The following is a 26,367-nucleotide window of genomic DNA, read 5'->3' as shown; positions in this document are numbered from 1 at the left end:
CCGCACCCCCGGTCGGAATACCCCCGAGCCACCCGGAAAATCCGGCCCGGGGGTATTCCGAGGCGCTGTGGTGTGTGACATATTACTGGCGTGACCAAGTCGCTGACCTGCGATGTCGTGGTGGTGGGGGCCGGTATGGTGGGCGCTGCCTGCGCCTTCCACGCGGCACGGGCAGGCCTTGCCGTGACGCTCGTCGACCGGGGCCCGGTCGCCGGCGGCACCACCGGCGCAGGCGAGGGCAACGTCCTCGTCTCCGACAAGGAACCCGGCCCCGAGCTCGCGCTCGCGCTGCTCTCCACGCGGTTGTGGGCAGGGCTCGCGAAGGAGTTCGGCACGGCGGTCGAGTACGAGGCCAAGGGCGGCGTGGTCGTCGCCTCCACGGCCGCGGGCCGCGAAGCCCTGGAGAGGCTCGCGACCGCCCAGCGCGCCGCCGGTGTCGAGGCCGTGCCCGTCGACGAGCGCCGGCTCAAGGAGCTGGAGCCGCACCTGGCGCCCGGCCTCCCGGGCGGCATGCACTATCCGCAGGACGCCCAGGTCATGCCCGCCCTGGCCGCCGCGCACCTCGTACGGGCCTCCCGCGCGCGGCTGGAGACCGGCCGGACCGTGACCGCCGTGCTGCGCGGCCCCGGCGGCGCCGTGCGCGGGGTACGGACCGACCGGGGCGACATCCACGCGCCCGCCGTCGTGAACGCCGCCGGGACCTGGGGCGGCGAGGTCGCCGCGCTGGCCGGGGTCCACCTGCCCGTCCTCCCCCGCCGCGGGTTCGTCCTCGTCACCGAGCCGCTGCCGCGCCTGGTACGGCACAAGGTGTACGCCGCCGACTACGTGGCCGACGTGGCCAGCGACTCGGCGGCGCTGCAGACCTCGCCGGTCGTCGAGGGCACGGCGGCAGGGCCGGTCCTGATCGGCGCGAGCCGCGAACGGGTCGGGTTCGACCGGTCCTTCTCGCTGCCGGTGGTGCGGGAGCTGGCGGCCGGCGCGGTCCGGCTGTTCCCGTTCCTCGGGCGGGTGCGGGCGATGCGGACGTACGCCGGTTTCCGCCCCTACCTCCCCGACCACCTGCCCGCCGTCGGCCCCGATCCGCGGGTGCCGGGACTGCTGCACGCCTGCGGGCACGAGGGCGCGGGCATCGGCCTGGCGACCGGGACCGGCCACCTGCTCGCCCAGGTGCTGACCGGACAGGTCCCGGAGCTGGACCTCACGCCCTTCCGCCCGGACCGGTTCGAGGAGGAGGCCCCATGACGCGCTTCGAGAAGCACCCCCCGGCCGGGGTGCGAGGGCAACGTCCCTCGAATCCGCTGGAGTTGGCCGACGCCCGACCCGGACCCGCCGCCACGCTCACCTTCGACGGGCGTGAGATCGAGGCGCTGCCCGGGCAGACGCTCGCCGCCGCGCTGTGGGCGGCCGGTGTCACCTCCTGGCGTGCCACCCGGGGTGCCGGGCGGCCGCGCGGGGTGTTCTGCGGGATCGGCGTCTGCTTCGACTGCCTGGTGACCGTCAACGGCCGCCCCAACCAGCGCGCCTGCCTCGTTCCGGCGCGGCCGGGCGACACGATCCGCACGCAGGAAGGGACGGGGCACGATGACTGAACACCCCCGCCTCGCCGTGATCGGCGCGGGCCCGGCAGGGCTCGCGGCGGCGCTCGCGGCGGCCGCCGCGGGCGTGCGCGTCACCCTCGTCGACTCCGCCCCCGACGCGGGCGGCCAGTTCTACCGGCAACCCGCGTCCGGGCTCGGCGCGCGCCGACCGCAGGCGCTGCACCACCACTGGCGCACCTGGCGGCGGCTGCGCGAGGGCCTGGACCGGCAGCTCGCCGCGGGCACCGTCGTCCATCTGCCGGACCATCACGTCTGGTGCGTGGAGCGGCACGCGGACGGTCTGACGGTGCACGCGCTGCTCGGGCCGCTCCAGGAGGAGGGGGTCGCGGTCGACGCCGACGCGGTCGTCCTCGCCACCGGCGGCTACGAGACGGTGCTGCCCTTCCCCGGCTGGACCCTGCCCGGCGTGGTCACCGCGGGCGGCGCCCAGGCCATGCTCAAGTCCGGGCTCGTGCTGCCCGGCCGCACCGCCGTGGTGGCCGGGACCGGACCGCTGCTGCTGCCGGTCGCGACCGGGCTGGCCGCGGCGGGCGCACGGGTCGCCGCACTGGTCGAGCACAGCGGACCGGGCGCCCTCGCACGGCACTCCCGGGCCCTCGCCGCCCGGCCGGCCAAGCTCGCCGAGGGGGCCGGGTACGCCGCCCGGCTGCTGCGCCGGCGGATCCCCGTGCTGGCCCGCCACACGGTGGTCGAGGCGCACGGCGACCAGCGGCTGGAGTCCGTGACGGTCGCCGCCCTGGACGCCGGGGGCCGGGTCCGGCCGGGCTCCCGGCGCCGCGTCGCGTGCGACACGCTCGCCGTCGGCCACGGGATGCTGCCGCACACCGATCTGGCCGCCACCCTGGGCTGCCGCCTCGACGGGGTCGCCGTGCACGTGGACGACGAGCAGCGCACGGACGTGCCCGGCGTGTGGGCGGCGGGCGAGGCCACCGGCGTCGGCGGCGCGGACCTCGCGCTCGCCGAGGGGCACATCGCCGGGCGCTCGGCCGCCGCGCGCCTGAACGGCCGGCGGCCCGACGCCCGCACGTGGAGCGCGGCGGCGCGGAGCCGGGCGGCGCTGCGCCGGTTCTCCGCCGCGCTCGACGCGCTCTACGCGCCGCCCGCGCACTGGGCCGAGCAGGTCGGCCAGGACACCCTGGTCTGCCGGTGCGAGGAGGTCCCGGCGTCCGCCGTGCGGGCGGCCGTCGGCGAGCTCGGCGCCGGGGACGTGCGGACCGTGAAGCTGCTCACCCGCGCCGGCATGGGCTGGTGCCAGGGCCGGATGTGCGCGACGGCGGTCGCCGCGCTCGCCGGCTGTCCCCCGACCCCCGCCCGCACCCCGTTCGCCCGGCCGGTACCCCTCGGCGTGCTCGCCGGACAGGACCCCGCGGCGGGAACCGCTTCCTCACCCTTCGACACCCCGGACGGAAAGGACCCTCATGACGACTGACCGGCACCGCCCCTGGCGTGGCGTCCTCGTCGCCACCGCGCTCCCGCTCACCGCCGATCTGGCCGTCGACCACGACGCCTTCGCCGAGCACTGCGCCTGGCTCGTCGCGAACGGCTGCGACGGCGTCGTACCGAACGGCTCGCTCGGCGAGTACCAGGTGCTCACGCCCGAGGAGCGCGTCAGGGTCGTGGAGACCGCCGTCGCCGCGGTCGGCGGCGAGCGGGTGATGCCCGGGGTCGCCGCCTACGGGGCGGTGGAGGCCCGGCGCTGGGCCGAGCGGGCGGCCGAGGCGGGGTGCGGCGCCGTGATGCTGCTGCCGCCCAACGCCTACCGGGCCGACGAGCGGTCGGTCCTCGCCCACTACGCCGAGGTGGCCCGCGCGGGGCTGCCGGTGGTGGCGTACAACAACCCGATCGACACCAAGGTCGACCTCGTGCCGGAACTGCTCGCCCGGCTGCACGGGGAGGGGTACGTGCAGGGCGTCAAGGAGTTCTCCGGCGACGTGCGGCGCGCGTACCGCATCGCCGAACTCGCCCCGGAGCTGGACCTGCTGATCGGCGCCGACGACGTCGCGCTGGAGCTCGCGGTCGCGGGCGCCAAGGGCTGGGTGGCCGGGTACCCGAACGCGCTGCCGAGGTCCTCGGTGGAGTTCTACCGGGCGGCGGTGGCCGGCGACCTGGAGACCGCGCTGCCGCTGTACCGGCAGCTGCATCCGCTGCTGCGCTGGGACTCACGCGTGGAGTTCGTGCAGGCCATCAAGTTGTCGATGGACATCGCCGGACGGTACGGCGGCCCGTGCCGGCCCCCGCGGGTGCCGCTGGCGCCGGAGCAGGAGGCGGCGGTGCGGGCGGCGACGGAGAAGGCCCTCGCCGCGGGCCTCGGATAAGGAGACGGACCGTCATGCGCAGCACACTCGTCCTGCACGCCGTCGACTCGCACACCGAGGGCATGCCCACCCGCGTGATCACCGGCGGGATCGGCCCGGTACCCGGCGCGACGATGAACGAGCGGCGGCTGTACTTCCGTGAACACCGCGACGACATCAAGCGGTTGCTGATGAACGAGCCGCGCGGTCATGCCGCGATGAGCGGCGCGATCCTCCAGCCGCCCACCCGCCCCGACTGCGACTGGGGCGTCCTGTTCATCGAGGTCTCCGGCTATCTGCCGATGTGCGGGCACGGCACGATCGGCGTGGCGACCGTGCTCGTGGAGACCGGGATGGTCGAGGTCACCGAGCCGGTCACCACCATCCGCCTGGACACCCCCGCGGGCCTCGTGGTCGCCGAGGTGGCCGTCGAGGGCGGCGCGGCGCGGAACGTCACCCTGCGCAACGTGCCGTCGTTCGCGGTGGGCCTCGACCGCAAGGCCACGCTCGCCGACGGGCGCACGGTGACGTACGACCTCGCCTACGGCGGGAACTTCTACGCCGTCCTGCCGCTCGCGGAGTTCGGCCTGCCCTTCGAGCGGTCCCGCAAGGACGACATCCTGAAGGCGGGACTGGCGCTCATGGAGGCCGTCAACGCCGAGGAGGAGCCGGTCCACCCCGAGGACCCGTCGATCCACGGCCTGCACCACGTCCACCTGCTCGCCCCGGACGCCACCGCCCGTCACTCACGTCACGCGATGGCGATCCATCCCGGCTGGTTCGACCGCTCGCCCTGCGGTACGGGCACCAGCGCGCGCATGGCGCAGCTGCACGCCCGCGGTGAACTGCCCCTGCACACCGAGTTCGTCAACGAGTCCTTCATCGGCACCCACTTCACCGGCCGTCTGCTCGGGACCACGGAGGTGGGCGGGCTCCCGGCGGTGCTGCCGAGCTTCACCGGGCGCGCGTGGATCACGGGCACGGCCCAGTACCTGCTGGATCCCACGGACCCGTTCCCGGCCGGCTTCGTGCTGTGAGGAACCATGTCAGGCACCACGTCGTACGGAAACCGAGGAGCCACCCCATGACGGCGCCGCCCCCCAGCCTCCCCACGCTCGGCGGCAGGAGGAGCAGTTACCGCGAGCGGGTCGCCGACGCCCTGCGGGCCGCCCTGGTCGCCGGTGAACTGCGCACCGGGGAGGTCTACTCGGCGCCCACGCTCGCCGCGCGTTTCGGCGTCTCCGCGACGCCGGTGCGCGAGGCGATGCTGGACCTGGCCAAGGAGGGCCTGGTCGACACGGTGCCCAACAAGGGCTTCCGGGTCACGGCCGTCTCGGAGAAGCAGCTCGACGAGTACACGCACGTGCGCGCGCTGATCGAGATCCCCACCACGGCCGGGCTGGCCCGCACGGCGGACCCGGTGGCGCTGGCTGCGCTGCGTCCGGTGGCCGAGGAGATCGTCACCGCGGCCGTGGCCGGCGACCTCATCGCCTACGTGGAGGCCGATGTGCGCTTCCACCTCGGGCTGTTGTCCCTCGCGGGCAACGAGCACCTCGTCGAGGTGGTCCGCGACCTGCGCCGCCGCGCCCGGCTCTACGGCCTGACCGCGCTGGCCGAACAGGGCCGCCTCCAGGCTTCGGCCGAGGAGCACCTGGAGCTCCTCGACGCCCTCCTCGCGCGCGACGAGGAGGCGGTCCGCGCCGTCATGACCCGCCATCTGAGCCATGTCCGGGGCATGTGGGCGGCCCCGGACCCGGCGGCACCCCGTCCGGCACCCGCCGAGGACCCGGCACCCGTGCCCACGCCACCCGGGTGAAGGGCGTCACACCGCCGCGTAGTACGGAATCCGTCGCCTCATCAAGGCTCACCCGGAGAGGGCAAGGTCACAGCCGCGCCCTCTGCTGCTCCTTTGTCCCCCTGGCCTAGCATCCGAGCATGACGGTCCTGCCCGACGACGGGCTTTCCCTGGCCGCCGAGTTCTCCGACGCGACCCGTGAGCAGTGGCAGCGCTTTGTGGCGGGCGTACTGCGCAAGTCGGGCAAGGACGTCGAGGGCGCGGCCGCCGAGGACGCCCTGGCCACCACGCTGGAGGACGGACTCCGAGTCCGGCCCCTGTACACCGCCCACGACCCCGCGCCGGAGCCCGGCCTCCCCGGTTTCGCGCCCTTTGTGCGCGGCGCCCGGGCCGAGGGGAACACCCTCGGTGGCTGGGACGTGCGGCAGCGGCACGCGAGCGCCGACGGCGCCGCGGTGCTGGCCGACCTGGAGAACGGCGTCACCTCCCTGTGGCTGGTCGCCGGCGAGGGCGGCCTGCCGGTGTCGTCGCTGGGGCAGGTCCTCGACGGCGTCTACCTCGACCTGGCACCCGTCGTCCTGGACGCCGGACGCGACGTCGCCGACGCGGCAGGGGAGTTGCTGCGGCTGTACGAGGAGCGGGGCGTCGCCCCCGAGACGGCGCGCGGCAACCTCGGCGCCGACCCGCTGGGCCACGAGGCCCGTACGGGGCGGACGTACGACTTCCCGGTCGTGGCGGGGCTCGCGCGGCGCTGCGCCGAGGAATACCCGGGGCTGCGGGCGCTCACCGTGGACGCGCTGCCGTACCACGAGGCGGGCGGCTCGGCCGCGCAGGAACTGGGGTGTTCGCTGGCGACCGGTGTCGCCTACCTGCGGGCGCTGACCGAGGCGGGCCTGAGCATCGAGCAGGCCTGCGGACAGCTGGAGTTCCGGTACGCGGCCACCGCCGACCAGTTCCTGACGATCGCCAAGCTGCGCGCGGCGCGCCGGCTGTGGGCGCGGGTCGCCGAGGTGTGCGGCGGTCCGGGCGCCCAGGTGCAGCACGTCGTGACCTCCCCGGTGATGATGACGCGCCGCGACCCGTGGGTGAACATGCTGCGCACCACGGTGGCCACGCTGGCGGCCGGCGTCGGGGGCGCCGACGCCGTGACCGTGCTGCCGTTCGACCACGCGCTCGGCCTGCCGGACGCGTTCGCGCGCCGTATCGCCCGCAACACCTCCACGATCCTGATCGAGGAGTCGCACCTGTCCCGGGTGATCGACCCGGCGGGCGGTTCCTGGTACGTGGAGCGGCTGACCGACGAACTCGCCCACGCCGGCTGGGAGTTCTTCCAGAGCATCGAGCGCGCGGGCGGCCAGGCGGCCGCCCTGCGGTCGGGGACGGTCCGCGAGCGGCTGGCCGAGACCTGGGCGGCACGGGGCGCGAAGCTCGCCAAGCGGCGTGAACCCGTCACCGGCGTCAGCGAGTTCCCGCACCTGGCCGAGAAGCCCGTCGTGCGCGAACCGGCCCCCGAGCCGCCCTCCGGCGGCCTGCCCCGCGTGCGCCGCGACGACGCCTACGAGACGCTGCGCGCGCGGTCCGACGCCCATCTCGCGGCCACCGGCGCGCGCCCGCGGATCTACCTCGCCACCCTCGGCCCGGCCGCCGCGCACACCGCGCGGGCCGGCTTCGCCGCGAACCTCTTCCAGGCGGGCGGCATCGAGCCCGTCACCGAGGGCACCTTCGAGGAGAGCGGGGCGAGCGAGGCCTGCCTGTGCTCCAGCGACGAGCTGTACGCGGAGCAGGCCGAGGCCCGCGCCCGGGAGCTGACGGCGGCGGGCGCCACGCAGGTCCTGCTCGCGGGACGGCCGGGGCAGTACGCGGGTGTCGGCAGTTACGTCTTCGCGGGCTGCGACGCGATCGCCGTGCTCTCCGCGACCCTCGACCGGATGGGAGTGTCCTGATGTCCTTCCCCGACTTCTCCGGGATCGAACTGGGGACCCCGGTCGCCGACGGGGCCGCCGACGAGTGGCGCTCGGCGGTGAAGAAGGCGGCGGGCGGCGACGACCTGCTCTGGGAGACCCCGGAGGGCATCGCGGTCAAGCCGCTCTACACCGGGCAGGACCTGGAGGGCCTGGACTTCCTGGACACCTACCCGGGCATCGCCCCGTACCTGCGCGGCCCCTACCCGACGATGTACGTCAACCAGCCCTGGACCATCCGCCAGTACGCGGGCTTCTCCACCGCCGAGGAGTCCAACGCGTTCTACCGGCGCAACCTGGCGGCCGGTCAGAAGGGCCTGTCGGTCGCCTTCGACCTGCCCACGCACCGCGGCTACGACAGCGACCACCCGCGGGTGACGGGTGACGTCGGCATGGCGGGCGTGGCGATCGACTCGATCTACGACATGCGCCGGCTCTTCGACGGCATCCCGCTGGACCGGATGACCGTGTCGATGACGATGAACGGCGCGGTGCTGCCGGTGCTCGCGCTGTACATCGTCGCCGCGGAGGAACAGGGCGTACCGCCCGAGAAGCTGGCCGGGACCATCCAGAACGACATCCTCAAGGAGTTCATGGTCCGCAACACCTACATCTATCCGCCGAAGCCGTCGATGCGGATCATCTCCGACATCTTCGCCTTCACCTCCCAGCGGATGCCCCGCTACAACTCCATCTCCATCTCCGGCTACCACATCCAGGAGGCGGGCGCGACGGCCGACCTGGAGCTGGCGTACACCCTCGCGGACGGCGTGGAGTACATCCGGGCGGGCCGGGAGGCGGGGCTGGACGTGGACGCGTTCGCGCCGCGGCTGTCCTTCTTCTGGGCGATCGGCATGAACTTCTTCATGGAGATCGCCAAGCTGCGCGCGGCCCGCCTGCTGTGGGCGAGGCTGGTCAAGCAGTTCGACCCGCAGAACACGAAGTCCCTGTCCCTGCGCACGCATTCGCAGACCTCCGGCTGGTCGCTGACGGCCCAGGACGTGTTCAACAACGTCACGCGTACGTGTGTGGAGGCGATGGCCGCCACCCAGGGCCACACCCAGTCGCTGCACACCAACGCGCTCGACGAGGCGCTCGCACTGCCCACCGACTTCTCGGCGCGGATCGCCCGCAACACCCAGCTGCTCATCCAGCAGGAGTCCGGCACCACCCGCGCCATCGACCCGTGGGGCGGCAGCGCCTACGTCGAGAAGCTGACGTACGACCTCGCCCGCCGCGCCTGGCAGCACATCCAGGAGGTCGAGCAGGCGGGCGGCATGGCGCAGGCCATCGACGCGGGCATCCCCAAGCTGCGGGTGGAGGAGGCCGCGGCCCGTACCCAGGCGCGGATCGACTCCGGGCGGCAGCCGGTGATCGGCGTCAACAAGTACCGCGTCGACAGCGACGAGCAGATCGAGGTGCTCAAGGTCGACAACTCCTCGGTGCGCGCCCAGCAGATCGAGAAGCTGCGCCGGCTGCGCGCGGAGCGCGACGAGACCGCCTGCCGCGACGCGCTGGACGCGCTGACCCGGGCCGCCGGCGGCGACGGCAACCTGCTGGAGCTGGCCGTGCATGCGGCCCGCGCGAAGGCCACCGTCGGGGAGATCTCGGACGCCCTGGAGAAGGTGTACGGGCGGCACGCGAGCCAGATCCGTACGATCTCCGGCGTGTACCGCAACGAAGCCGGCGAGTCCCCGTCCGTCGACCGCACCCGCGTCCTCGTGGACGCGTTCGAGGAGGCGGAAGGGCGCCGCCCGCGCATCCTGGTCGCCAAGATGGGCCAGGACGGGCACGACCGCGGCCAGAAGGTGATCGCCACCGCCTTCGCCGACCTCGGCTTCGACGTCGACGTCGGCCCGCTGTTCCAGACGCCCGCCGAGGTCGCCCGCCAGGCGGTCGAGGCCGACGTGCACATCGTGGGGGTGTCCTCGCTGGCCGCCGGCCATCTCACCCTCGTGCCGGCACTGCGCGAGCAGCTCGCCGAGGAGGGCCGCGCGGACATCATGATCGTCGTCGGCGGGGTGATCCCGCCGCAGGACGTGCCGACCCTGCTGGAGATGGGCGCGGCGGCCGTGTTCCCGCCCGGGACGGTGATCCCTGACGCGGCCCACGACCTGGTGCGACGGCTGGCGGCGGGCCTCGGGCACGCGCCGTGATCGACGTCGACGCGTATGTGAAGGGCGTGCTCGACGGGAAGCGGGCGCTCGTGGCACGCGCGATCACACTCGTCGAGTCCACCCGGCCCCAGCACCGGACGCTGGCCCAGGAGATGCTGACCGAGCTGCTGCCCCACAGCGGGAAGGCGCGGCGCATCGGCGTCAGCGGGGTGCCGGGGGTCGGCAAGTCGACGTTCATCGACGCCTTCGGCACCATGCTGACCGCTCTCGGCCACCGGGTCGCCGTGCTCGCCGTCGACCCGTCGTCGACCCGGACCGGCGGCTCGATCCTGGGCGACAAGACGCGGATGGAGCGGCTGGCCGTCGACCCGGCGGCCTTCGTGCGGCCCTCCCCCACGGCCGGCACGCTCGGCGGTGTCGCCAAGGCGACCCGCGAGTCGATCGTGGTGATGGAGGCGGCGGGCTACGACGTGGTCCTCGTCGAGACGGTGGGCGTGGGCCAGTCCGAGACGGCCGTCGCCGACATGGTCGACTCGTTCCTGCTGCTCACCCTCGCCCGCACCGGCGACCAGCTCCAAGGCATCAAGAAGGGTGTCCTGGAGCTGGCCGACGTGCTCGCCGTGAACAAGGCGGACGGCCCCCACGAGCGGGACGCCCGCGCGGCCGCACGTGAGCTGTCGGGCGCCCTGCGGCTGATGCACGGCAAGGACGCCTTCTGGACGCCCCCGGTGCTGCACTGCAGCGCCCGCGAGTCGACCGGCCTGGACACCGTCTGGGAGCGCCTCGAACAGCACCGCTCACTGCTCGACTCCACCGGCCGGCTCGCCGCCAAGCGCCGTGACCAGCAGGTGGACTGGACCTGGACGATGGTCCGTGACGACCTGCTGGGCAGACTGCACGCCCACCCGGCCGTCCGCGCACTCGCCCCGGACCTGGAGCGCCAGGTCCGGGGCGGCGAGGTGACGGCGACCCTGGCGGCGGAGCGCATCCTGCGGGCGTTCGAGGAGAAGGACGACGAACCGGCGGGCTGACCTCGCTCAGGCTCCCGGCCCCTCCGGTGCCGCCGGCGGCTCGGCGGGCGAGGGGGCGGGCGGGCCGAAGAGGACGGCCCTGGCCACGGGCGGGGCGAACAGGGCGGTGACCGGCGCGGACAGGGTCAGCACGGAGCGGAACGCGCGCCCCACGGAAGGGTCGCCGGGGGCTCGCTCCTGGACCCGGCCCAGGTACCAGCCTGCGACGCGGTCCGCGGGCCCGCCGGCCACCGCGTTGCCGACGGCGCCCGGCATCGCGCGGTCCGCCCCGGCGGAGATGTCCCACGCCTGCCGGGACGCCGAAAGGAGCGCCCGGTGCACGCGCCGCGTCGTGGGCGTCCGGCGCGGATCGGCCAAGGCGTCGCGCAGGGCCACCGCGCCCATCGCGGCGACGGCCATGCCCTGCCCGTAGATCGGGTTGAAGGTGCACAAGGCGTCGCCGGTGGCCAGGAATCCGGCCGGCCTGCGTCCGGGCAGGTCGTAGCGGCGGCGGACGTTCGCGGTCCGCCGGTATCCGAAGGCCGGGGAGAGCGGCTCGGCGTCGTCCAGCCACCGGTGCAGGAGGGGATGCGGAAGCCTCTTGGTGTACATCACGAACTCGTGCTCCCCCGTGGGCGGTTCGTCGCCCCGCAGCCCCGAGACGATGACCAGGTGGCTGCCGTCCTCCAGGGGCAGCGCGCCGCCGGCGTGGACCTGGTCGGGTGCCGGATAGACGTAGTAGCCGAGGGTCTCGCCGTCGAGTACGCCGCTCCTGCCGCGGTAGACGCGGGAGGCGTAGGCGAGTCCGGTGTCGATGGTCTCCTCGTGCGGGGCCTCGGCCCCGATCGCCGCCAGCCACCGCGGCGCCTTGGTGCCGCTGCCGGACGCGTCGACGACGAGGTCCGCCTTCAGGGGCCGGGGTTCCGCGCGAGCGTCACCGGAGCGGTCCCGCAGCAGCACGCCGCCCACCCGCGAGGCGTCACCGAGGAGACCGACTGCCTCGGCCCCCGCCACCACGTCGATCACCGGATTGGCGAGAACCCGTCCCCGCACGAGCTCCTCGAGCTGCCCGCGGGACCCGGTGTAGATGTGCGTCGTCGCGGGCGAGCGGCGGAACCAGCGTCCGTCCTGCCACAGCACCAGGTCGGACGGCATGCCCACCCGCGGCGCCCCCGCCGCCCGCAGCTCCGCCAGAAAGCCCGGCAGCAGGGACTCCAGGGCCACCTGCCCTCCCTCCAGGAGGACATGCGGATGCCGCCCCTGCGGTACGCCGGGCCGCTCCTTCGTGCCGTCCGGGAACCGGTCGCGCTCGACGACGGTCACCCGGTCGGCGTGCCCGGCCAGTACGTGCGCCGCGAGCAGCCCCGCGATGCTCCCGCCCACGACGACCGCGTGCCGCCCGCCCGGACCGCCGTGGCGGCCCGTCCCTCGTGATGAGTCCACCGATGCGCTCATCTGGTCTCCCGTCATGAGAAGGAACCAGTATCGCGCTCGGCGGGGCGGCTTGACCGAGTTCCGGCCGTTTTACGATTACCTGCGCATCATGCGCGTCAGCCCCGCCCGGCGTGGCCGAGCGGGGTCAGGAATCGCATACGGGTGCGCCGGTCCGGCTACTCCTCGTCGGGCGCCAGGCGCAGCGAGATGCTGTTGATGCAGTAGCGCTGGTCGGTCGGGGTCGGGTACCCCTCGCCTTCGAACACGTGTCCGAGGTGGGATCCGCAGCGCGCACAGCGCACCTCGGTGCGCACCATGCCGTGCGAGCGGTCCTGCACCAGTTCCACCGCGTCGCTGTCCTTGGGGTCGTAGAAGGACGGCCAGCCGCAGTGCGACTCGAACTTGGTGTTCGAGGTGAACAGCTCGGCGCCGCAGGCGCGGCACGAGTACACGCCCTTGGCCTTGGTGTCGGTGTACTCACCGGTGAACGCGGGTTCCGTCGCGGCCTGGCGCAGCACGGCGTACTCGGCCGGCGTCAGTTCCACGCGCCACTGCTCGTCCGGCTTCTCGACGTCGTACGACATGGGTGTCAGCCCCTCACTTCGGCAGGCGGTCCAAGATGCGCGGTCCGAGGTCGGTGACGTCGCCCGCGCCCATGGTGAGAACCAGATCGCCCGGTCCCGACATTCCCGCCACCACGTCGGGCACCTCGTCCTTGGCGTGCACGGCGGTGACGTCGGCGCCCGCGGCCCGGGCCGCGGCGATGATCAGTTCGCTGGTGACGCCCGGGATCGGGTCCTCACGCGCCGGGTAGATGTCCAGCACCACGGAGGCGTCCGCGAGGGCGAGCGCCCGGCCCATCTCCGTGCCCAGCTCCTGCGTCCGCGAGAACAGGTGCGGCTGGAAGACCACCAGGATCCGCGCGTCACCGCCGGCCGCCCGCATCGCCTCCAGGTCCGCGGTCATCTCGGTCGGGTGGTGGGCGTAGGAGTCGATCACCTGGACCCCGGCCGCCTCGCCCTTCAGCTGCAGCCGTCGCTTCACCCCGGTGTACGCCGCCAGCGCCGACGCCAGCTCCGCCGCCGGGACCCCGAGGGCCACGCCCGCCACCAGGGCGGCGACCGCGTTGTGGGCGTAGTGCCGGCCGGGGACGGAGACCGTGAAGGTGAGCTCCTGGCCCTCCAGCAGGACGGTGACCTCGCTCTTCAGCCCCTGCGGCACGACCGACAGCACCCGCACGTCGGCGTCGTCCGCCGAGCCGTACGTCACGACCTTCACACCCGAGGCCGCGACGCGCCGCGTCAGCTCCCGCGCGCCCTCCTGGTCCGCCGAGACCACCAGCGTGCCGCCGGGCACGATCCGGCCGGTGAAGGTCTCGAAGGACTCGTGGATCTCGTCCATCGAGGCGTAGTTGGCGTGGTGGTCGAGCTCGACGTTGAGCACGATCGCGACCTCGGGAGCGTACTTGTGGAAGCTGCGGTCGCTCTCGTCCGCCTCGGCCACGAAGATGTCGCCTTCGCCGTGCAGCGCGTTGGAGCCCGGTGCGTCGAGGTCCCCGCCGATCGCGTACGACGGCCGCAGACCGAGCGCGGACAGCGAGACGGCCAGCATCGAGGTGGTCGTGGTCTTGCCGTGCGTACCGGCGACGGCGATCGGCCGCAGCCCCTCCATCAGGGCGGCCAGCGCGTCGGACCGGTGCACCACCGGCACGCCCAGCTCGGCCGCGCGGGCCAGCTCCGGGTTGTCGGACCGGATCGCCGAGGACACCACGACACAGCTGGCGTCGTCCGCGAGGTGCTCCGCCGCGTGCCCGATGTGCACGGTGGCGCCCAGCGCCCGCAGCGCCTCGACGGTCTCCGACTCCTTGGCGTCACTGCCGGCGACCTTGGCCCCGCGCTGCGCCAGAATCTTCGCGATACCGGACATCCCGGCCCCACCGATACCGATGAAGTGCGGTCGGTCCATGGCGGCAGGAAGGGCGGGTGCCATGCGTGTTCTCCCCAAGATCCGGTACGACGATCAGCGCGCCCCGACGGGGAAGCGCGCCCCCAGCCTATTGCGTGCGGCGCGGGGCGCCCGGCAAGGGGGCGCCGCCCCCGCGCCGCACGCGTGGTCCGGCCGGACCTAGGCCTTGCTGTGCGAGAACAGCTTCAGTACCGGCACCCCCACCTTGTGCCGCGCGCGCGAGGCCCAGTCCCGGTGGAAGAACTCCTCCACGTAGTGGGGGTCCGTCAGGACGATCACCTCGTCGGCGCCGACCTCCTCCACCACGCCCTTGAGCGCGTCCAGCGGATGGTCCTCGATCAGCCGGCCCTCCGCCGTGCTGCCGGAGGCCCGCAGTGCCTGCAAGGACACGTCCAGCGCCCGCCGGCCCTCCCCTCTTGCCGCCTCCCCTTCCGGTGTCTCGCCCTCGCGCGCCGCCTCGTCGAGCTCGCCCAGCGCGAGGTCGTCGATGGCCCGCAGCAGGCGGTCCGCCTGCTCACCGCGCGGCTGGAGCAGTACGTGGAAGGCGACCGGCTCGTCCCCGTGCAAGGTGGTGACGAACTCCACGTCGGCGGACGTGAGGGCCTTCTCGATCATCAAAACGCTTGTGAACACCAGGCGCCCCTTCTCCTCCGAGGGCCTCTCGGCCCTCCGTCCTCCATCGGCCGTCCGGCCCTGCGGAAACCATCCTGCCCCGTGATCGCGCCGGTAGTGCGCGTCCCGGCGTGCCCGTCGCGAGTCAAGCGGAATGACGCATTCCGTCGATCTCACGACCGACGGTAACGGGTGAACAGAAAACCGGCCTCTTCCAGCAAGGACGCCAGTTCGAACCGCTGCGGCACCGCGATCGCCGGTCCGCCGGCGATCCGCTGGGCGCTCCCGGCCGCGAGCATCGGCGAGACGGTCAGGCAGAGCTCGTCCAGCACTCCGGCCGCCACCAGCTGCCCCAGCAGCCGCGGCCCGCCCTCGGTGAGCAGCCGGGTGTGACCGAGTGCGGCGAGCGCCCGTACGGCCCGTGCGGGCTCCACGCCGACGCCGTCCCCGGCGACCACCACCCGCGCCCCGGCCTTCTCCGCCGCGGCGACCCGCTCCGGCGTCGCGGCCGCGCCGGTGAGGATCAGCGTGGGCACCACCGGAGAGGTGAACAGCGGCAGCGAGAAGTCCAGGTCCAGGCCGGCGCTGACGACCGCGATCGCGGGCACGGGCTCCTGTCCGGCCGCCGCGCGCGCCGCCGCGAACTCGGCGCGCACGCGTGCCGGGCGGTAGCCCTCCTGGCGGACCGTTTCCGCACCGACCATCACGACGTCCGCCAGCGCCCGCAGCGTGCCGAAGATCCGCATGTCGGTGGCGTTGGAGATGGGCTGCGACTTCCCGTCGTGCTGGGCTGCCCCGTCGAGCGTGGAGACCATGTTGGCCCGCAGCCAGGGGACCGCCTCCCCGGCCCGCGGCTGCGGATAGGCGTAGGCCTGTGCCAGCTCCGCGAGGTCCCACTCACGTCCGGCCGGATCCGCTGTCGTGTCGGTCACAGGAAAGAGGCGTCGCATGCCGTGCAGTGTTCCACGCAGGCCCGCGATCCATCCGGGCCCGGTCGATCACCCCGCGGCCGAAACCGCCCCGGCCGCACCCCTTAGCATGGGTAAGCGTGTCCTCCTCCACCGCCGCCGGCCGAAGCCCGATAGCCGCCGAAGCCGCCCCCCTATCCCTCTGCGCGCGTGAGCCGCACGTCCCCGCGGACCGCCTGGTGGCCGAGATGGTGCCCCCGCCCCGGTTCGACTCGGTGCGCTTCAGCACGTACATCCCGGACCCGAACCAGCCCAGCCAGAGCGAGGCGGTCGGCGTCCTGGAGGGCTTCGCGGCCGGCCTGGGCGCGGCCCCGGACACCGGCAGGCGGGGATTCCTCGGGTTCGGCAGGGCCAAGGCGCCCAAGGCTCCGGCCGGACCCCGCGGCGTCTACCTCGACGGCGGCTACGGCGTGGGCAAGACCCACCTCCTCGCCTCCCTCTGGCACGCGACCCCCGCCGAACCCGCCCGCAAGGCCTTCGGCACGTTCGTGGAGCTGACCAACCTGGTGGGCGCCCTCGGCTTCCAGCAGACCGTCCAGACGCTCTCCGGCCACCGCCTGCTGTGCATCGACGAGTTCGAGCTGGACGACCCGGGCGACACCGTCCTGGTCTCCACCCTGCTCGGCAAGCTGGTCGACGCGGGCGTCGCGCTCGCCGCCACCTCGAACACCCTGCCGGGCAAGCTCGGCGAGGGCCGGTTCGCGGCCGCCGACTTCCTGCGCGAGATCCAGGGCCTGTCGGCGCATTTCCGTGCCCTGCGCATCGACGGCGAGGACTACCGCCACCGCGGCCTGCCGCAGGCACCGGCGCCGTTCACCGACGAGCAGGTGACGCGGACGGCGCAGGCCACCGAGGGGGCCTCGCTCGACGCGTTCCCGCGACTGCTCGACCACCTCGCCCGCGTCCACCCCAGCCGGTACGGCGCGCTGACGGACGGCGTCAAGGCGGTGTGCCTGACCGATGTGCGGCCCGTTCCCGACCAGTCGACGGCGCTGCGGCTCGTGGTGCTCGCGGACCGGCTCTACGACCGTGAAGTCCCCCTCCTGGCCTCGGGGTTGCCCTTCGACCAGCTGTTCAGCGAGGAGATGCTGAAGGGCGGCTACCGCAAGAAGTACTTCCGCGCCATCTCGCGGCTCACCGCGCTGGCCCGGGACGGGCAGCGGCTCACCGAGGACCGCTGACGCCACGCCGTCCCCCGCGTCAGGGGAGGGATCACGCCAGCTCAACCTCACTTTTGAGGCTCTCTTCCGCTTGAGACGCCGAGTTGACCCTGCAAACAACTTTGCAGGGTTAATGTCTTTCTTGACCAGCTGTTGACCAACCGTTGGTGTGGGCTAGAGGTGTGATCGAACCGGAGGGAGGCGCGATGTTCCGAGGTACGACGGTCCGGCTCCTGTGCACGGCCCCTGCTGCGGCTCCGCGCGCCCTGCCGTTCCCGGCACCTCTCCCGCCCTTCGCAGCTGCGTACACGGCCCGTCACATCGAGGCCAAAGCTCAGTCCGGAGCGACGCGCTCCGGTGAGCGAATAGGCGAGGGGGCCGAATCCGACGCGGTCGTCCCCGGCGCCGCGTCCGATCACGAGTCGAGACCTTCGACCGCCCCCTCCCCGGCCGGTTCCCCGATCCTCGGCCGCTGACGTCCGGACCGGACGCCGGGAGCGGAGCAGTCCCCCCACCTCACCCTGTCATGCACGTCCGACGCGCCCCCACTGCGCGCCAGGAGGAATCACCACGTCATGCAGCCCCTCATCGACAACGCCCGCACGTTCGGACAGCGCCCTGAGGAGTTCGCTCAGCTGGCTCAGGGCCAGTCCCCTGAAGTCCTGTTCATCACCTGCTCCGACTCCAGGGTCGTGCCCGCCCTGATCACCGGCGCCCGCCCCGGCCAGCTGTTCGAGCTGCGCACCGCGGGCAACATCGTTCCCCCGTACACCTCCGGCCGCCCCACCGGTGAGGCGGCCACCATCGAGTACGCCGTGGAGGTGCTCGGCGTCCAGGACGTCGTCGTCTGCGGCCACTCGCACTGCGGGGCCGTCGGCGCCCTGGTGCGCGGCGACGACCTCGACGCCGTACCGGCCGTCCGGGACTGGCTGGCGCACGCCGCCGGCCGGCCCGAGGCAGCCGACCCGGCCGACCCGACCGTCGCCGAGGCGGTGCAGCACCACGTCCTGGCCCAGCTGTCGCGGCTGCGCTCGTACCCGTGCGTCGAGCGACGGCTGGCGGACGGCCGGTTGCGGCTGCGCGGCTGGTACTACGAGGTGCACACCGGCGCCGTACGCGAACACCGCCCCGACGCCGACGCGTTCGAGGCGCTGTGAGCCCCGCCATGGCCAAGTACCCCTACTTACGGCAGGACTTCGCCGCCTCCGTCGTCGTCTTCCTCGTCGCCGTGCCGCTGTGCGTGGGCGTCGCCGTCGCCTCCGGTGTCCCGGCCGAACTCGGCCTGGTCACCGGCATCGTGGGCGGCCTCGTCACCGGTCTGCTGCCCGGCAGCAGCCTCCAGGTGTCCGGCCCGGCGGCGGGCATGACGGTACTGGTCTACGAGGCGGTCACCGAGTTCGGGCTGCCCGTGCTCGGAGTGCTGGTGCTCGCGGCCGGTCTGCTCCAGCTCGCGATGGGCGCCCTGAAGCTGGGGCGCTGGTTCCGGGCCATCTCGGTGTCGGTCGTCGAGGGCATGCTGGCCGGCATCGGCCTCGTGATCATCGCGGGGCAGTTGTACGCGGCGGCCGGCATGAAGGCCCCCACCTCCGGCGTCGACAAGATCGCCGGTCTGCCCGAGGCCGTCGTCGCGGCCGTGGGCAGCACCACGGCGCTGGCCTCCGTGGCGATAGGGGCGGCCACGATAGCCGTGATGGTGGCGTGGAAACGGATGCCGGAGCGGGTGCGCGCGGTGCCCGGCGCCCTCGCCGCGGTCGCCCTGGCCACACTCGTCACCCTCGCGTTCGACCTCCCCGTCAGCACCGTCGAGGTGAGCGGCCTGATCGACGCGGTCCAGCCGCCCGGCGCCGACGCCTTCGCGGAGCTGGCGAGCCCGGCGGTCATCGGCACCGTGCTGGCCTTCACGCTGATCGCCTCGGCGGAGAGCCTGTTCAGCGCGGCGGCCGTGGACCGGCTGCACGACGGTCCGCGCACCCGCTACGACAAGGAGCTGATGGCTCAGGGCGCCGGCAACACGGTCTGCGGTGTGCTCGGCGCGCTGCCGATGACCGCGGTCATCGTGCGCAGTTCGGCCAACGTCCAGGCGGGAGCCCGGACGAAGGCCTCCCGGGTGCTGCACGGCGTCTGGCTGCTGCTGTTCGCCGCCCTGCTGCCGTCCGCGCTGGCGCTGATCCCGTTGCCCGCGCTGGCGGGCATCCTGGTCCACGCGGGCTGGAAGCTGATCCCGTTCCGGCAGCTCGTGGCGATGTGGCGCGACCATCGGGGCGAGGCGCTCATCCTCGTCGTCACCGCGGCCGCCATCGTCGGCGTGAACATGTTCGAGGGGGTCCTGATCGGTCTCGCCCTGTCGGTCGCCAAGACCGCCTGGGAGGCCTCGCACCTGAAGCTGGAGGTCATAGACAAGGGCGCCGGGCCGATCCAGGCCCACCTGTCGGGCAACGCGACCTTCCTGCGGCTGCCGAAGATCCTCGACAGCCTGGAGTCGCTCCCGCAGGACCGGCCCATCGAGCTCGACCTGTCCGGTCTCCATCACCTGGACCACGCCTGCCGTACGGCTCTGGAGAGCTGGGCCGAGCGGCACAGCGCGTCCGGCACCGACCCGGTGAAGGTGACCATACCCTGACCCGTCCGACAGCCCGGTGTCCGGTGCGGAGCCCCCGTGGCCCCGGACCGGACACCGGGCATATCGTTGCAGGAACGGACATCACGGGCCTCTGGCGAGGAGGTCGTCAATGGTCGAGGAAATCCTGGTGACCGCCGCGGCGGTCGGCTCCGCCGGTGTGGTGTACCTCGGGGCGGCGGCGCGGGTCGTCAAGCAGTACGAGCGCGGTGTGGTGCTGCGGCTCGGCCGGCTCAAGGGCCAGGTGCGGACGCCCGGATTCACGCTGATCATCCCGTTCGTGGACCGGCTGCACAAGGTGAACATGCAGATCGTCACGATGCCGGTGCCGGCCCAGGAGGGCATCACCCGGGACAACGTGACCGTGCGCGTGGACGCCGTCGTGTACTTCAAGGTGGTCGACGCGGCGAGCGCGCTGATCAAGGTCGAGGACTACAAGTTCGCGGTCTCCCAGATGGCCCAGACCTCACTGCGTTCGATCATCGGCAAGAGCGAGCTGGACGATCTGCTCTCCGATCGCGAAAAGCTCAACCAGGGGCTGGAGCTGATGATCGACAGCCCGGCGGTCGGCTGGGGCGTGCAGGTCGACCGGGTCGAGATCAAGGACGTGTCGCTGCCGGAGACGATGAAGCGCTCCATGGCCCGCCAGGCCGAGGCCGACCGGGAGCGGCGTGCCCGGGTCATCAACGCCGACGCCGAGTACCAGGCGTCGAAGAAGCTGGCCGAGGCGGCCCAGCAGATGGAGGACACGCCGACCGCGCTCCAGCTGCGCCTGCTCCAGACGATCGTGGCGGTGGCCGCCGAGAAGAACTCGACGCTCGTGCTGCCCTTCCCGGTGGAGCTGCTCCGCTTCCTGGAACGGCCGCCGCAGCCGACCGACCACCCTCAGGGCCACGCCCGGACACCGGACCGGAGCGTGCGCCAGGGCCAGGGCATGGGCCCGGACCAGGGCACGAGCCAGGACCAGGGCATGGGCCCGGACCAGGAGCTGGAGGCGCCGGTCGCGGACCGCGCGCCGGACGAGCCCGAGCCGGACGGGCCCGAGGGGCGCGGCTCCGCCCCCGGCCCCGGCGACGCCCCGTGACGAATGCTTCGCGCGTGGTTCCAGCGACCGGCGGTAGCTGATAGACACGACGGGGTCACTGTCCTGTCCGCCAGCAGGAAGGTTTCCCCCATGTCTGTGACGCGTCGTCATGCCCTCGTCCGCGGCGGTGCCCTGGGAGCGGGCATCGCGTTCTCCGGTGCCCTGTCCGAGCTCTTCGCCGGCACGGCCGCCGCCCGCGACCTCGGCCACACCGGCTACGGCCCCCTCGTACCCGATCCGAACGGCCTGCTCGACCTGCCGGAGGGATTCCGCTACCGGGTGCTCTCCCGCGAGGGCGAACCGATGCTCTCCGGCGAGGGCCGCGTCCCCTCCAACCAGGACGGCATGACCGCCCTGCCCGGGCGTCACGGCCGCGTCCACCTCGTGCGCAACCACGAGAACCGCGTCACGTCGCGGGGTCCCGTCCCGGTGGTCGAGGGCCTCACCTACGACCCGGCGGCCAAGGGCGGCTGCACGGCACTGACGCTGGAGGCCGGCGTCCACGTCCGCTCGGAGCGGGTCGCCGTCGCCGGAACGGCCGTCAACTGCGCGGGCGGTCACACGCCTTGGCGCACCTGGCTGACCTGCGAGGAGACCGAGGACCGCGCGGGCACCTCCGGCTACACCAAGGATCACGGCTTCATCTTCGAGGTCGACCCGGCCGACCCGCACCGCACCGGCGCGGTTCCGCTCACCGCGATGGGCCGCTTCCAGCACGAGGCGATCGCCGTCGACCCGCGCTCGGGTGTCGTCTACGAGACGGAGGACGCCTTCGTCCCGCCCTTCGGGCTCTTCTTCCGCTTCCTGCCCAGGAAGCCGCTCGGCGGCACCGGCTCCCTGCGGGCGGGCGGCCGGCTCCAGGCGATGCGCGTGCCCGGCGTGCCCGACCTGTCGTCGATCCAGGAGACGGGCGCGAGCTTCGGCGGCGTCGAGTGGGTCGACGTACCGGACCCCCTCGCCACCAGCACCTCTGTGCGCCTCCAGGACTACGGCCCCCGGGGCATCACGCGGGCGCAGAAGCTGGAGGGCTGTTACTGGGGCGGACGGAGCGTGTACTTCGTCTCGTCGTTCGCCCGCAGCGCGGACGGTTCGGCGGGCGACCACTCCGGCCAGGTCTGGCGCTACGACCCGGCGGCCCGCCGCCTCACCCTGGTGATCGTCTTCGGCCCGGACCAGGACGTCGACCTGCCCGGCGAGTGGCCGGACAACATCTGCCTCGCCCCCGGCGGCGGCCTCATGGTCTGCGAGGACGGCAACGGCGCGCAGCACGTCTTCGGGGTGACGCGCCGGGGTGAGATGTACGCACTGGCTCGCAACCGGCAGAACACGGGCACGCCCGAGGCCCCGAAGTACGGCGAGTTCGCGGGCGTCACCTTCTCGCCGGACGGCGAGACGATGTACGTCAACTGCTACGACCCGGGGACGACCTTCGCGGTGCGCGGACCGTGGCGGAGGCCGCCGGCCGGGTGACGCGTCCGCCGCGTCGGCGCTGACCCCGACCCAAAAGGTCATATTTTCACACGGTGATCGCTTCCGTACGAAGAGTCATCACCGTCTGCGTCCTGGGCGCCGCCCTGGCCGCCTGCGGCACCGCACAGGCGCCGCACGGCGGCCGGACGGCCGCCCCCTCGGCGCCCGCCTCCCCGGCGAAACCACCCACCCTCGCCCCCGGCCCCCAGGGCCTCACACCGGTCTTCACCAGCGGCCCGCGGACCGGGGGCAGGACCGTGGCGCTCACCTTCGACGCCGACATGACCGCCGACCAGGGGCCGCGTGCCGCCGGGGGCGAGCACTTCGACAATCCGCAGCTGATCGCGACACTTCGGTCGCTGAAGGTGCCGGCGACCGTGTTCATGACGGGCCGATGGGCCGAGCAGTACCCGATCCAGGCCCGCGGCATCGGCCGCGACCCCCTGTTCGAGGTGGCCAACCACTCCTACAGCCACTACGCCTTCACCGACGACTGCTACGGCCTGCCCACCATCGGGGCGGAGCGGATGCGCACGGAGGTGGAGCGGGCCTACGCGGCCTTCCGCCGGGCCGGCGTGCGGGACGCCAAGCCGTACTTCCGGTTCCCCGGTGGCTGCTACGACCAGCGGGCCCTGCGCGCGCTGAGCGCCACCGGTGTCACGGCGGTGCAGTGGGACGTGGTGGGCGGCGACGCCTTCGCGACGGACGCGGACGCGGTGGCCCGGCAGGTGCTGGACGGGGTGCGGCCGGGATCCGTCGTCGTGCTGCACTGCACGCGCAGCGCTGCGCCTACGACTGAGCGGGCGATCCGCGCGATCGTGCCCGAGCTGCGGCGGCAGGGGTACCGGTTCGTGAAGGTGTCCGAGCTGATCCGGACGGCCGCCTCGGACGGACGACCGTGACCGCCGCCCTCACCCTGGACGGTCGCTAGCCCGAGCAGGCTGTCCGCTGGGCCTCCAGCCACTCGCACTCGGGGCACAGGGTGATCCCCTTGTAGGCCTCGGGATACTCGGTCGGCTTCCGGCACAGGACGCACTCCGCGTAGGGCGGTCCCGCCGCCTTGGGCGGCCTGCTCGCGTCGATCAGGCAGTAGTCGTCACCGTCGCTCATGCCTCCAGCGTATGCCCGTGTCCCCGGGTGCCCGACGGGGTTGGCAGACTGGAGCGCGTGACCACCGAACCGACAGTCGGCCCCTTCCGCCCCGAGCCCGGCCCGCGCGACGTCGCGCCCCAGTTCGTGCTGCCGCTGGTCGTGCGGCTGGAGCGGGACGCCCCGCCCGCCCGGACCGACGCCCTGGAGACGGCCGCCCGTGCCGTGCTCGTGATGCTGAGCGACGCGCGCTCGCTGGGCGACGGGGAGTGGGCCGAGGCCGTGCGGGACTGGGAGGACGCGCGGATCCGGAAGGTGGTGCGGCGGGCCCGGGGCGCCGAGTGGCGGCGTGCCGAGGCGCTGCCCGGCATCACGGTGACCGGCAAGGCGGCCGAGGTGCGGGTCTTCCCGCCGGTCCCCCTGGACGGCTGGCCGAAGGACCTGGCGCGGCTGCAGGTCTCCGGGACGGACCTCGACGACCCCGAGCCGTCGGCCGAGGCCGACCCGGGGGCACCGGTGCTCTGGCTGAACCCGGAGATCGTGATGTCGGCGGGCAAGGCGATGGCCCAGGCCGGTCACGGCGCCCAACTCGCCTGGTGGGCGCTGTCCGACGCCGAGCGCACGGCCTGGCGGGACGCCGGGTTCCCGCTCGCCGTGCGGACCGCGCCCCGGGACCGCTGGCCCCACCTCACCGCGTCCGGGCTGCCGTTGGTGCGCGACGCCGGGTTCACCGAGATCCCGGCGGGCAGCTGCACCGTCGTCGCCGACCACCCGGCGCTGCGCTGAGAAACTTCTCGGGCCGCGGTTTCACGGAGCCTTGAACATCCGGGGTCCGTACCGCGTATCTCCTGGCGCTGGCCTAGCGACTCGTGCACCAACGACCAGTTGGCTTCTCCCAGGAGGCATCCCTTGCGGCGTATCAACGGTACGGCCCTCATCATCGCGGCGCTCGCCGCCACCGTCGGCGCGCTCGCCTTCCCGGTGTGGTCGTACGCCGACCGCTCCGGCACCGGCCAGGCGAACATGGACGCCGGAACCGTGAACACCCAGTGGGGGCCGTTGACCGCGCAGGACCGTGATCTCATCGTCCGGGTGCGGCTGGCCGGTCTGTGGGAGCTGCCCGCGGGCCAGCAGGCGATGGAGCGCCCCACCAGCGCGGCGGTCAAGGAGGCCGCGGACCACTTGATCGTCGGCCACACGGACCTCGACAAGCGGGTCCGGATCGTCGCCGCCCAGCTCGGCGTCGAGCTGCCCAACCAGCCGACCGAGGAACAGCAGGGCTGGCTGAACGAGATGACCGCGGCAAGCGGCGTGGAGTACGAGTACAAGTTCGCCAACCTGCTGCGCTCCGCGCACGGCAAGATCTTCCCGGCGATCGGCGCGGTCCGCAACAGCACCCGCAACACGCTCGTCCGCCAGCTCGCCTCGGACGCCAACCAGACCGTCCTCGACCACATCACCGTGCTGGAGAAGACCGGCCGGGTCGACTTCGACGCCATCGCCAACGCCGCCGCGAACGCCGCGACCTCCAGCCCGACCGGTCCGCCCGCCCCGGTCCCCGGCCAGATCGTGCCCTCGGCGCCGGCCGCCGAGGCGACCGGAAACGTCCAGACGACGTCCCAGCCGTCGCCGGGCGCGCCGGGCACGGTCAACACCAAGCGGCCGGACCCGGAGGACACCGCCGGCGTCCTCGGGTGACCCGCGGACAACCTCAAATGTTGCTCTGAAGGCGGATGCGGCAGGGTTCGGGCCCCGGGAGCGGGGCCATACCCCCTTCACGCCGGAGAAGAGCGGTCCGTCGAAGGGGACGACACAGCGCATCAGGTGCCGGAGGGCAGAGGTGAAGGAGGGGGCCATGCAGCGGCTGGGAACCGGAATCGGGTGGCGGCCGGAGATCGCGGACGCCGTGGAGCACATGCCCGGCGTCGACTGGGTCGAGGCGGTCGCCGAGAACCTCTGCCCGGGACATCTTCCGCCGTCGCTGCTGCGGCTGCGCGAGCGCGGGGTGACCGTCGTGCCGCACGGCGTCTCCCTCGGCCTCGGTGACGCCGAACGGCCCGACCCCGGGCGTCTGACGGCGCTCGCCGAACGGGCGGAGGCGCTCGGCGCGCCCCTGGTCACCGAGCACATCGCCTTCGTCCGTGCGGGCGGCCCGCTCACCGCGTCCCCGCGCCTGGAGGCCGGGCACCTGCTGCCCGTGCCGCGCACCAAGGACGCCCTCGACGTGCTGTGCGAGAACGTCCGCATCGCGCAGGACGCGCTGCCGGTGCCGCTCGCCGTCGAGAACATCGCCGCGCTCATCTCCTGGCCGGGCGAGGAGATGACGGAGGGCCAGTTCCTGTACGAACTGGCCGACCGCACCGGCGTACGGCTCCTGATCGACGTGGCGAACCTGCACACCAACCACGTCAACCGGGGCGAGGACCCCGCCGAGGCGCTCGCCGAACTCCCGCTGGAGGCCGTCGCGTACGTCCATGTCGCCGGCGGCTTCGCACGCGACGGCGTCTGGCACGACAGCCACGCCCACCCCGTCCCCCGCCCGGTCCTCGACATCCTCACCGACCTCGCGTCCCTGGTCACCCCGCCGGGCGTCCTGCTGGAACGCGACGAGAACTTCCCGGAACCCGCCGAGCTGGAGGGCGAACTGACGGCGATCCGGGAGGCACTGGCGCAGGGAGCGCGGGCGGGCACGCGACCACCGCTGAGCGCGGAGGCTGCCGGCCCTGCCGCCACGGCCGGGTCGGCCGGCGCCGGGTCCACCGGCTCCCCCACCGATCCCGCCCGGCAGCGACTCGCTCTCACGCAGGCCGCGCTGCTCTCCGCCCTGGTGGCCGGTACCCCGGTCCCCGAGGGGTTCGACCGGGCGCGGCTCGGGGTGCAGGCGCGGGCGCTGGCCGGGAAGCGGGCGGACGTGGTGGCCAAGGTGGCCCCGGAGTTGCCGGTGATCCTGGGCGCCGCCTACCGGGCCTCCTTCCTGGCGTACGCGCAACGGCACCCGATGACCGGGGGGTACCGCCGGGACGCCCTGGACTTCGCCGAGGAGCTGCTGCTGGCCGGCCGGCCCCAGCAGGCCCGTTCACGGCGGGAGTTGCGGGAATGGTGGCTGGACCGCTCCGGACCGGCGCCGCGTCCGCGCTCGCGGATGGCCCGGGCCCGGCGGGTCCTGCTGCGCCGTTGACCGCCGGGCATGCGG

General features: G+C 73.5%; 24 protein-coding genes. 18 read left to right on the top strand and 6 right to left on the bottom strand.

What is annotated here, in order from left to right; genetic code table 11:
• Positions 1 to 90: 90 nt before the first annotated feature.
• The 9 genes from ACIP2X_RS30440 to meaB all read left to right on the top strand — a co-directional run bounded on the left by ACIP2X_RS30440 (position 91) and on the right by meaB (position 10,796).
• Positions 91 to 1,242: an NAD(P)/FAD-dependent oxidoreductase gene (locus ACIP2X_RS30440; RefSeq protein ID WP_401678957.1), complete on the top strand. Its 1,152-nt coding sequence runs from the start codon at positions 91 to 93 to the stop codon at positions 1,240 to 1,242.
• Positions 1,239 to 1,589, top strand: coding sequence for a (2Fe-2S)-binding protein (locus ACIP2X_RS30435; protein WP_401678954.1), 351 nt, complete (start codon positions 1,239 to 1,241; stop codon positions 1,587 to 1,589). Before ACIP2X_RS30440 ends, ACIP2X_RS30435 begins: the two co-directional genes overlap by 4 nt.
• Entirely contained in the window at positions 1,582 to 3,027 is a 1,446-nt protein-coding gene (locus ACIP2X_RS30430; protein WP_401678951.1) for an FAD-dependent oxidoreductase, read from the top strand. The genes ACIP2X_RS30435 and ACIP2X_RS30430 overlap by 8 nt, the downstream gene beginning before the upstream one ends.
• Complete coding sequence (locus ACIP2X_RS30425) at positions 3,017 to 3,913, top strand: dihydrodipicolinate synthase family protein (protein WP_401678948.1); 897 nt, start codon at positions 3,017 to 3,019, stop codon at positions 3,911 to 3,913. Before ACIP2X_RS30430 ends, ACIP2X_RS30425 begins: the two co-directional genes overlap by 11 nt.
• 14 nt (positions 3,914 to 3,927) lie before the next feature.
• Positions 3,928 to 4,929 (top strand): proline racemase family protein, encoded by a 1,002-nt coding sequence (locus tag ACIP2X_RS30420; protein ID WP_401678945.1) that lies wholly within the window; start codon positions 3,928 to 3,930, stop codon positions 4,927 to 4,929.
• A 47-nt stretch (positions 4,930 to 4,976) separates the two neighbouring features.
• Positions 4,977 to 5,708: a GntR family transcriptional regulator gene (locus ACIP2X_RS30415; protein ID WP_401678943.1), complete on the top strand. Its 732-nt coding sequence runs from the start codon at positions 4,977 to 4,979 to the stop codon at positions 5,706 to 5,708.
• 119 nt (positions 5,709 to 5,827) lie between these two features.
• Positions 5,828 to 7,630 (top strand): methylmalonyl-CoA mutase family protein, encoded by a 1,803-nt coding sequence (locus tag ACIP2X_RS30410; protein WP_401678941.1) that lies wholly within the window; start codon positions 5,828 to 5,830, stop codon positions 7,628 to 7,630.
• Complete coding sequence (gene scpA / locus ACIP2X_RS30405) at positions 7,630 to 9,804, top strand: methylmalonyl-CoA mutase (protein WP_401678938.1); 2,175 nt, start codon at positions 7,630 to 7,632, stop codon at positions 9,802 to 9,804. Before ACIP2X_RS30410 ends, scpA begins: the two co-directional genes overlap by 1 nt.
• A complete protein-coding gene (gene meaB, locus ACIP2X_RS30400; protein ID WP_401678935.1) occupies positions 9,801 to 10,796 on the top strand; it encodes a methylmalonyl Co-A mutase-associated GTPase MeaB in 996 nt (331 codons plus the stop codon). Before scpA ends, meaB begins: the two co-directional genes overlap by 4 nt.
• Positions 10,797 to 10,802: 6 nt before the next feature.
• Here meaB and ACIP2X_RS30395 read toward each other — a convergent pair whose 3' ends face one another.
• The 5 genes from ACIP2X_RS30395 to ACIP2X_RS30375 form a co-directional block, all read right to left on the bottom strand.
• The gene (locus ACIP2X_RS30395; protein WP_401679251.1) at positions 10,803 to 12,158 is read right to left on the bottom strand and encodes an FAD-dependent oxidoreductase; all 1,356 of its coding nucleotides are present in this window, start codon (positions 12,156 to 12,158) and stop codon (positions 10,803 to 10,805) included.
• A 227-nt stretch (positions 12,159 to 12,385) separates the two neighbouring features.
• Positions 12,386 to 12,793 (bottom strand): peptide-methionine (R)-S-oxide reductase MsrB, encoded by a 408-nt coding sequence (gene msrB / locus ACIP2X_RS30390; RefSeq protein ID WP_401678932.1) that lies wholly within the window; start codon positions 12,791 to 12,793, stop codon positions 12,386 to 12,388.
• 13 nt (positions 12,794 to 12,806) lie between these two features.
• Positions 12,807 to 14,198, bottom strand: coding sequence for a UDP-N-acetylmuramate--L-alanine ligase (gene murC, locus ACIP2X_RS30385; RefSeq protein ID WP_401678929.1), 1,392 nt, complete (start codon positions 14,196 to 14,198; stop codon positions 12,807 to 12,809).
• A gap of 135 nt (positions 14,199 to 14,333) precedes the next feature.
• Positions 14,334 to 14,789, bottom strand: a complete 456-nt coding sequence (locus tag ACIP2X_RS30380) for an indole-3-glycerol phosphate synthase (RefSeq protein WP_401678926.1) — start codon at positions 14,787 to 14,789, stop codon at positions 14,334 to 14,336.
• A gap of 170 nt (positions 14,790 to 14,959) precedes the next feature.
• On the bottom strand, positions 14,960 to 15,736 hold the full coding sequence (locus ACIP2X_RS30375) for a pyrimidine reductase family protein (RefSeq protein WP_401678923.1): 777 nt from the start codon (positions 15,734 to 15,736) through the stop codon (positions 14,960 to 14,962).
• 98 nt (positions 15,737 to 15,834) lie between these two features.
• On the opposite strand from ACIP2X_RS30375, the gene zapE reads away from it, so the two are divergent.
• The 6 genes from zapE (at position 15,835) to ACIP2X_RS30345 (ending at position 22,987) form a co-directional block, all read left to right on the top strand.
• Complete coding sequence (gene zapE, locus ACIP2X_RS30370) at positions 15,835 to 16,935, top strand: cell division protein ZapE (protein ID WP_401678920.1); 1,101 nt, start codon at positions 15,835 to 15,837, stop codon at positions 16,933 to 16,935.
• 554 nt (positions 16,936 to 17,489) lie between these two features.
• Positions 17,490 to 18,071: a carbonic anhydrase gene (locus ACIP2X_RS30365; RefSeq protein ID WP_401678917.1), complete on the top strand. Its 582-nt coding sequence runs from the start codon at positions 17,490 to 17,492 to the stop codon at positions 18,069 to 18,071.
• 8 nt (positions 18,072 to 18,079) lie between these two features.
• Positions 18,080 to 19,534: a SulP family inorganic anion transporter gene (locus tag ACIP2X_RS30360; protein ID WP_401678914.1), complete on the top strand. Its 1,455-nt coding sequence runs from the start codon at positions 18,080 to 18,082 to the stop codon at positions 19,532 to 19,534.
• Between the two features lie 109 nt (positions 19,535 to 19,643).
• A complete protein-coding gene (locus tag ACIP2X_RS30355; protein ID WP_401678911.1) occupies positions 19,644 to 20,615 on the top strand; it encodes an SPFH domain-containing protein in 972 nt (323 codons plus the stop codon).
• 90 nt (positions 20,616 to 20,705) lie between these two features.
• The gene (locus ACIP2X_RS30350; RefSeq protein WP_401678908.1) at positions 20,706 to 22,085 is read left to right on the top strand and encodes an alkaline phosphatase PhoX; all 1,380 of its coding nucleotides are present in this window, start codon (positions 20,706 to 20,708) and stop codon (positions 22,083 to 22,085) included.
• Positions 22,086 to 22,138: 53 nt separating this feature from the next.
• Positions 22,139 to 22,987, top strand: a complete 849-nt coding sequence (locus ACIP2X_RS30345) for a polysaccharide deacetylase family protein (protein ID WP_401678906.1) — start codon at positions 22,139 to 22,141, stop codon at positions 22,985 to 22,987.
• A gap of 25 nt (positions 22,988 to 23,012) precedes the next feature.
• Here the strand turns inward: ACIP2X_RS30345 and ACIP2X_RS30340 are convergent, their stop codons facing one another.
• Positions 23,013 to 23,195, bottom strand: coding sequence for a hypothetical protein (locus tag ACIP2X_RS30340; protein WP_401678903.1), 183 nt, complete (start codon positions 23,193 to 23,195; stop codon positions 23,013 to 23,015).
• Positions 23,196 to 23,252: 57 nt separating this feature from the next.
• Here ACIP2X_RS30340 and ACIP2X_RS30335 point away from each other — a divergent pair, with 57 nt between their 5' ends.
• The 3 genes from ACIP2X_RS30335 (at position 23,253) to ACIP2X_RS30325 (ending at position 26,352) form a co-directional block, all read left to right on the top strand.
• A complete protein-coding gene (locus tag ACIP2X_RS30335; RefSeq protein ID WP_401678900.1) occupies positions 23,253 to 23,960 on the top strand; it encodes a peptidyl-tRNA hydrolase in 708 nt (235 codons plus the stop codon).
• 123 nt (positions 23,961 to 24,083) lie between these two features.
• Positions 24,084 to 24,872, top strand: a complete 789-nt coding sequence (locus ACIP2X_RS30330) for a DUF4142 domain-containing protein (RefSeq protein ID WP_401678897.1) — start codon at positions 24,084 to 24,086, stop codon at positions 24,870 to 24,872.
• A gap of 157 nt (positions 24,873 to 25,029) precedes the next feature.
• A complete protein-coding gene (locus ACIP2X_RS30325; protein ID WP_401678894.1) occupies positions 25,030 to 26,352 on the top strand; it encodes a DUF692 domain-containing protein in 1,323 nt (440 codons plus the stop codon).
• Positions 26,353 to 26,367 lie beyond the last annotated feature (15 nt).

The sequence above is a fragment of the Streptomyces sp. NPDC089424 genome, from assembly GCF_044749345.1.
In the GTDB taxonomy this organism is placed as follows: Bacteria; Actinomycetota; Actinomycetes; order Streptomycetales; family Streptomycetaceae; genus Streptomyces.
This window is presented reverse-complemented; position numbering and strand designations above follow the sequence as displayed.

Coding starts and splice junctions, on each gene's coding strand:
- ACIP2X_RS30435 (WP_401678954.1), top strand. CDS start 1,239: ATGACGCGCTTCGAGAAGCACCCCCCGGCCGGGGTGCGAGGGCAACGT.
- ACIP2X_RS30430 (WP_401678951.1), top strand. CDS start 1,582: ATGACTGAACACCCCCGCCTCGCCGTGATCGGCGCGGGCCCGGCAGGG.
- ACIP2X_RS30425 (WP_401678948.1), top strand. CDS start 3,017: ATGACGACTGACCGGCACCGCCCCTGGCGTGGCGTCCTCGTCGCCACC.
- ACIP2X_RS30420 (WP_401678945.1), top strand. CDS start 3,928: ATGCGCAGCACACTCGTCCTGCACGCCGTCGACTCGCACACCGAGGGC.
- ACIP2X_RS30415 (WP_401678943.1), top strand. CDS start 4,977: ATGACGGCGCCGCCCCCCAGCCTCCCCACGCTCGGCGGCAGGAGGAGC.
- ACIP2X_RS30410 (WP_401678941.1), top strand. CDS start 5,828: ATGACGGTCCTGCCCGACGACGGGCTTTCCCTGGCCGCCGAGTTCTCC.
- scpA (WP_401678938.1), top strand. CDS start 7,630: ATGTCCTTCCCCGACTTCTCCGGGATCGAACTGGGGACCCCGGTCGCC.
- msrB (WP_401678932.1), bottom strand. CDS start 12,793: ATGTCGTACGACGTCGAGAAGCCGGACGAGCAGTGGCGCGTGGAACTG.
- murC (WP_401678929.1), bottom strand. CDS start 14,198: ATGGCACCCGCCCTTCCTGCCGCCATGGACCGACCGCACTTCATCGGT.
- ACIP2X_RS30380 (WP_401678926.1), bottom strand. CDS start 14,789: ATGATCGAGAAGGCCCTCACGTCCGCCGACGTGGAGTTCGTCACCACC.
- ACIP2X_RS30375 (WP_401678923.1), bottom strand. CDS start 15,736: ATGCGACGCCTCTTTCCTGTGACCGACACGACAGCGGATCCGGCCGGA.
- ACIP2X_RS30365 (WP_401678917.1), top strand. CDS start 17,490: ATGCAGCCCCTCATCGACAACGCCCGCACGTTCGGACAGCGCCCTGAG.
- ACIP2X_RS30360 (WP_401678914.1), top strand. CDS start 18,080: ATGGCCAAGTACCCCTACTTACGGCAGGACTTCGCCGCCTCCGTCGTC.
- ACIP2X_RS30355 (WP_401678911.1), top strand. CDS start 19,644: ATGGTCGAGGAAATCCTGGTGACCGCCGCGGCGGTCGGCTCCGCCGGT.
- ACIP2X_RS30350 (WP_401678908.1), top strand. CDS start 20,706: ATGTCTGTGACGCGTCGTCATGCCCTCGTCCGCGGCGGTGCCCTGGGA.
- ACIP2X_RS30340 (WP_401678903.1), bottom strand. CDS start 23,195: ATGAGCGACGGTGACGACTACTGCCTGATCGACGCGAGCAGGCCGCCC.
- ACIP2X_RS30325 (WP_401678894.1), top strand. CDS start 25,030: ATGCAGCGGCTGGGAACCGGAATCGGGTGGCGGCCGGAGATCGCGGAC.